Origin of the sequence: Christensenella sp. (genome assembly GCF_034927525.1) — a bacterium.
Lineage (GTDB): Bacteria > Bacillota > Clostridia > Christensenellales > Christensenellaceae > Christensenella.
This window is the reverse complement of sequence record NZ_JAYFPU010000076.1, coordinates 1-6,104: the sequence shown is the minus strand read 5'-3', so window position 1 is coordinate 6,104 and position 6,104 is coordinate 1. Positions and strand designations below refer to the sequence as shown.

Below are 6,104 nucleotides of genomic sequence, written 5' to 3'. Positions count from 1 at the left end.
CGTGCTTGATCATCAAAGATTCCGACCAGCAGCCAACGAGGCAGCTTATGCACTTGCGGATGCTGTCCACATCGCCCGACTTTGCTTTGTTTGCCCAGTACGGGTCTGCAAGTAACTGGCGCGAGAAACCGACCATATCCGTCTTGCCTTCCGCGATGATCTTATCACAATATTCAGGCGAGCGCAGCGTGTGGCTCGTGATGACCGGAATATTGACAGCATTTTTGATCGCTTCTGCAGAGTACGTGTTCCAGCCTTCCGTATAATACATCGGATCCATAACCGTCTCAGCAAGGTCGAAGATCCCGGCAGAAATGTCAAGCGCCGCAACGCCCGCTTCTTCGAGCGTCTTCGCGATCTTGATGGATTCGTCGAGCTTTCTGCCGTCAAATTTCCATTCCTCACCGGAATATCTTACCAGAATCGGGAAGTCTTCGCCACACTTTTGTTGTATCCGGCTGATGATCTCCAAAATAAAACGCATGCGGTTTTCATATTTTCCGCCAAAGCGGTCGTTTCTCGTGTTTGTCGCCGGGCTCATGAATTGTGCGATCATGTAGCCGTGCGCGCCGTGCAGCTCTACGCAGTCAAACCCTGCTTCTTTGACTCTCCATGCCGCTTCTGCAAACTTTTCAGCCAGTTCATAGATTTCTTCTACCGTCATGGCGCGGGCGATTTTGCCGTGCGCCTGATCGTTTGCGTAGACGACCTCATGTCCTGCGCTGCCCGGCAAATAAGAAACCATGTCCGAGCAGGATATCTGTCCTTTTCTCGGATATGCCGCCTGACGACCCGGATGCTGGATCTGTACCGCACATTTTGCGCCGTGCTTCTGCATCGATTTCGCCAGAAGGTGCAAGCCGGGGATATAATAGTCTGCGTCAGCAGACAGACATGTTACCGTAGGGCGTCCTGTTTCCTTATCCGGTGTAGATGCGCCGACAATGATCAGGCCTGTGCCGCCTTTTGCGATCTCTTCATGATACCGGATCACGCGGTCGTTCACGCTGCCGTCAGCGTTGCCCGAACTGATATCTGTGGGAACATGCACCGTTCTGTTCGGAACAACCATGTTCTTGATTTTGATCGGTTGAAAAATGTGTTCAAAAGCCATCTTTTTTACCTCCGCTTAAAAATAGTGAGACTAGATTAAATTTTATTTCCAAAAACCGTTAAAAATTACTGAAAGTTGGGTGGGGCCAACATACTAATGTTTTTGTCATACGGTACGTGCTTTGCAGCGCGTACCGCACGACATTATGAAAAAGTTATTTCTGTTTTCTTACTTCTTCGATCGTGATATCAAGCACGTCCGGTGTGGAGCGATATCCAACGCCCATACGGTCGATGCCCATGTCGATCAGCTTTAAGAAATGCTCTCTGTCGCGGATTCCGCCGGAGCCCTTGACTTTGATCTTGCCTTCGCCTGCATCCATCATCGCCTGCACGACTTCTACCGTCGCACCGTCGCTCTTACCGCCCGTAAAAAAGCCCGTAGAGCTCTTGATGAAATCTGCGCCAGCGCGTACCGCCGCTTTCGTGCCTTCTTTGATCTGCTCCATCGTAAGAGCGTCTGTTTCGATGATCACTTTCACTGCCGTGCCATATTTATGGCAGACGTCACATACTGCTTTGATATCCGCTTCCACTTCTTTGTACATACCGCTGCGGATCCAGCCGTAGTTCGCAACGATATCCAGTTCATATACGTCGCCGCGTTTGCAATATTCTTCCGCCTGCATCACTTTGGAAGCCGTCGTCGAAAGTCCAAACGGGAAGTCGCATACCACACAGATCTTCGTATCTGTTCCTTTTGTCATCTCTCCCGCGATATCGAGGGAAGCCGGGTTGATGCACACTGTCGCACAACCAAAGTCAATGCCTTCCTGAATATATTTGCGGATCTCGTCCTGCGAAAACTCCGGTTTCAAAACCGACTCGTCGATGTATGCCGCCAATTCAGCTACCGACATCTCACTTGCTTTTTTTGTAGGTTTCATGATCTTTCCTCCTGATAATATAAATTTTTACCAATATATGAATGCTTTATTATGGATCCTTTTTCAGCTGCGGGTCGTCTTCGTATCCTGCCGCACTGTGCGATCGTCGTTTTGCGATTGCCCTAAGAGTTATTTCATAGATGTTTCGTTGTTTGTAATATTTGTAATTTATGTCTTATTTGTATCATTTGTATTATTTGTTCTATTTGTTTGTATTGTATCATCCTATTTTTTAAATTGCAAGCAAATTTTTGCTTTTTTACGGAATTAATCTTCATCAGAAACCTTATCCCTTATTTTGTATTTCTCTTCTTTGTTTTTTGATTTGTTTTATATATAATAGTAGAAGAGAATGAAATATTTCAGGTTTTTGCAAAAAACTATTGCAATTGCGCCCAACATTTATTATGATACAAATAATACAAATCATATAAATCATACAAAGTGGCATATGCCATTGTGACATCGCAAAGTCTTGAAATAAATTCATATTTTTTAAGGAGGATCTGAACATGAAACTTGGATTTGTAAGCGCTATTTTACCAGAGTACTCTTTCGAGCAGCTCATCGATTATTCCAGCAAGATCGGTATGGACTGCGTAGAAGTGGCTGCGTGGCCTGTCGGCAAAGCGGAAAGGCGTTATGCAGGCGTTACGCATATCGACGTGGCTTCGCTTGACAAAGAAAAAGCAGACTACATCAACAACTATTTGCAGGAACGCAATGTAGAAATTTCTGCGATTGGCTATTATCCCAACCCTCTCGATCCCGATCCGGCAGTACGTAAGACGGCGGCAGAGCATATCAAAAAGTGTATCGAAGGCGCACGCATTCTGGGTCTTCATAATATGAATACGTTCATCGGCAAAGACCCGTCCCTGCCGATCTCTGAAAACATGAAGCTTTTCCGTGAGATATGGCCGGACATCATCAAATGCGCGGAAGACAACGACGTCAAGGTCGGCATCGAGAACTGCGCGATGTTTTATTCGATGGACGAATGGCCGGGCGGCAAGAACTTAGCGTCCACGCCCGCCATCTGGACGGATATGTTCTCCATCATCGACAGCAAAAATTTTGGACTCAACTACGACCCGTCTCATTTTGTATGGCCGCAGATGGATTACATCCAGCCCATCTACGATTTTGCGGATAAGATGTTCCACTTCCACATCAAGGACGTAAAATTCTATGCGGATCGTTACAACAAGGTCGGCATGATGGCGACGCCGCTTGAATACCACGCGCCCAAGCTTCCGGGTCTTGGCGACATAGACTGGGGCAAGACCATGTCCGCGCTTTACGACATCCACTACAAAGGCCCAGCGGTCATCGAAGTAGAGGATCGCGCGTTTGAGGATACGATTGAAGATAAGCTGCATTCCATCGAGCTTTCGCAGCGGTACATGAGAAACTTTATCTAGGAGCCGGGAATGAACGAAACAAAAAAAGAACTCTCTTTCAAACTTACAGCGGGTATTGCGCCGCAAAAGGCGCTCATCGGGTTTGACGGTTTCGTTGACGAGATCGTCCATGTGGTGGATAAACGTATCGATCCTGAGAATTTCTCACGGATCGATACGATCCTCTCCTACTCCGAGCGCCTGAAAAACGGCTGCGGCCTGTCGACCAACGTCGAGATCGTCGCCGTGCAAAAGAAACTCGGCGGCAACGGCCCCATCTTTGCCAATGCGCTAAAGAAGCATCACATCGCCCTCACGTACATCGGGTGCGTGGGCGAAAACGGTCACGATCCCGTCTTCGACGAGCTGGCGGAAGGCTCCACAATGATCGGGCTCACCGAGCCCGGCCATACGGATGCGTACGAATTCCACGACGGCAAGATCATCGTTTCCAAACTCGAGCATTTCAAAAATGTTTCTTGGGAAAAGATCGTCGAAAAAGTGGGGCTTGACCATTTTGTCGATATCGTGGACGCAAGTGACCTCATCGGCATGGAAAACTGGACGATGCTCCCGCGCATGAGCGATATCTGGCGGAGTTTCCTTGCAGAAGTCGTGCCGCGCATGCAAACACGGCCGCAGGACAAGAGACTGTTCTTCGACCTTGCCGATCCGGAAAAGCGCAGCGAACACGACATCAAAGAAGCGGTCGAGCTGATCAACGCCTTTGCAAAGTCAGGCTTCCCCGTTACGCTCGGCCTCAACAAAAAGGAAGCGTGCGAGATTGCCGAACTGTATGGCGAGCAAATCAGCGATTATCAGGCTTATCCGCTCAGGGAGCTTTGCGAAAGCCTCGCGAAAAACATCAAGATCGACTGTCTCGTCATCCATCCGGTCGACCGTGCCTGCTGCTATGCAGGGGGCGCCTATTATGAGGTCGCCGGCCCGTTTTGCAAACATCCCGTGCTCACGACCGGCGCGGGCGATACGTTCAACTCGGGCTTTGTGCTCGGATGGATGAACGGCTATCCGTATGAGGAATGCCTCTTGTGCGGCGTGGGCGCGTCCGGCTACTATGTCCGTAACGCGAAAAGCCCCGACACAAAGCAGCTCGCGGATTTTTTAAATACTTGGGACTGAATTTAGAAAGGAATCGATATCATGGAAAAAATCAGAACTGGCGTCATTGGAACAGGCTTTATCGGGCCTACACATATTGAAGCGCTGCGCAGATTAGGCTTTGTGGACGTCGTTGCCCTCGCCGACATCGACGACGCAACGGCAAAAGCAAAAGCGGAGCAGCTTTCCATCGGCAAAAGCTATGGAGATTATAAAAATCTTCTGGCCGATCCGGAGGTCGACGTGGTACATATCTGCTCGCCCAACAGCTTCCATTTCCAGATGGCAAAAGAAGCTCTGCTGGCTGGCAAGCACGTCGTATGCGAAAAGCCGCTCACGATGAACAGTGCGGAGGCAAAAGAGCTGATCGCGCTTGCTAAGGAAAAAGGCCTTGCAAACGCGGTACACTTTAACATCCGCTTCTATCCGGTCATCCACGAAGCGCGCGCAATGATACAGAACGGCGAACTGGGAACGATCTTCGCGGTCAACGGTTCTTACCAGCAGGACTGGCTCTTTAAGGAAACAGATTACAGCTGGCGCTTAGAGCCCAAATTCAGCGGCGACTCGCGGGCAGTGGCGGACATCGGTTCGCACTGGCTGGATTCCGTCGAATTTATGACAGGCGTCAAGATCGACAAGGTGTGCGCAGACTTCGCGACCTTCTACCCCATCCGCAAAAAGCCTTTGAAGCCGGTGGAAACATATTCCGGCAAGGTATTAACGCCCGACGACTATGCGGACGTACCGATCAATACAGAGGACTATGCTTCCGTACTCTTAAAGTTCGATAACGGCGCGCACGGCTCCATGACGGTCAATCAGGTCGCGGCGGGACGCAAAAACCGCATCTGGTTCGAAATCTACGGCAGCAAAAAATCCATTGCCATCGATACGGAGCGCCCCAACGAAATGTGGATCGGCGAACGCGACGAAGCGAACCATATCTTGCTGAGAGACCCTTCACTCATGCACCGCGAAGCGGCACAGGTGATCTCCTATCCCGGCGGCCACAACGAAGGCTTTCCGGATACGATCAAGCAGTTTGCAACCAAGTTTTATAACTACATCCGTACAGAGGGTTATAAGACGGGCGCAACGCCTGAGTTCCCGACGTTCGAGGCAGGTCTGCGCGAGCTGCAATTGTGCGAAGCGATCGTAGATTCCGCAAAGCAGGAGAAATGGCTCTCCCTGTAAAATCTTCAAACGTTCAAACAGGCATACGCAAAACCGTATGCCTGTTTTTTGTTTTGTGCTATAATACAACTATCAAATCCCGGAGGAAACCCTCATGAGTATACAACAAGACTATGATGCACGATTAAAAAGAGTCATGGACGCAACGGCGGTCAAAGAGCCCGATCGCATCCCCATCGTCCCCGTTTTTCAGGCCTTCCCCGTTTACTATTCCGGCTACACCATTCAGGATGTGATGGAGGATTGGAAGAAGGCGGGCGCTGCTTACGATATTTTTTATAAGAATTTTCAGCCGGATCTCGGCTGGGACCCGATCCTGTTCAATCCCGCGCCCTACCTCGAACGTTCGGGCATCACATGGTACCGCTGGCCGGGTCACGACATT

At 49.7% G+C, this 6,104-nt stretch carries 5 protein-coding genes and 1 pseudogene; 4 read left to right on the top strand and 2 right to left on the bottom strand.

The features are described 5' to 3' along the window. On the bottom strand, positions 1 to 1,114 hold a 1,114-nt coding region (locus VB081_RS02725), incomplete at its 3' end, for an NADH:flavin oxidoreductase (RefSeq protein WP_323399318.1). Between the two features lie 154 nt (positions 1,115 to 1,268). Beyond that, complete coding sequence (gene deoC, locus VB081_RS02720) at positions 1,269 to 2,000, bottom strand: deoxyribose-phosphate aldolase (protein ID WP_323399317.1); 732 nt, start codon at positions 1,998 to 2,000, stop codon at positions 1,269 to 1,271. A gap of 512 nt (positions 2,001 to 2,512) precedes the next feature. On the opposite strand from deoC, the gene VB081_RS02715 reads away from it, so the two are divergent. The 4 genes and pseudogenes from VB081_RS02715 to VB081_RS02700 form a co-directional block, all read left to right on the top strand. Next, on the top strand, positions 2,513 to 3,424 hold the full coding sequence (locus tag VB081_RS02715; protein WP_323399316.1) for a sugar phosphate isomerase/epimerase family protein: 912 nt from the start codon (positions 2,513 to 2,515) through the stop codon (positions 3,422 to 3,424). Between the two features lie 9 nt (positions 3,425 to 3,433). Beyond that, positions 3,434 to 4,543, top strand: a complete 1,110-nt coding sequence (locus VB081_RS02710) for a PfkB family carbohydrate kinase (protein ID WP_323399315.1) — start codon at positions 3,434 to 3,436, stop codon at positions 4,541 to 4,543. 21 nt (positions 4,544 to 4,564) lie between these two features. Then, positions 4,565 to 5,719, top strand: coding sequence for a Gfo/Idh/MocA family protein (locus tag VB081_RS02705; RefSeq protein ID WP_323399314.1), 1,155 nt, complete (start codon positions 4,565 to 4,567; stop codon positions 5,717 to 5,719). Positions 5,720 to 5,813: 94 nt separating this feature from the next. Next, a pseudogene (locus tag VB081_RS02700) lies at positions 5,814 to 6,104 on the top strand (uroporphyrinogen decarboxylase family protein); the annotation flags it as partial.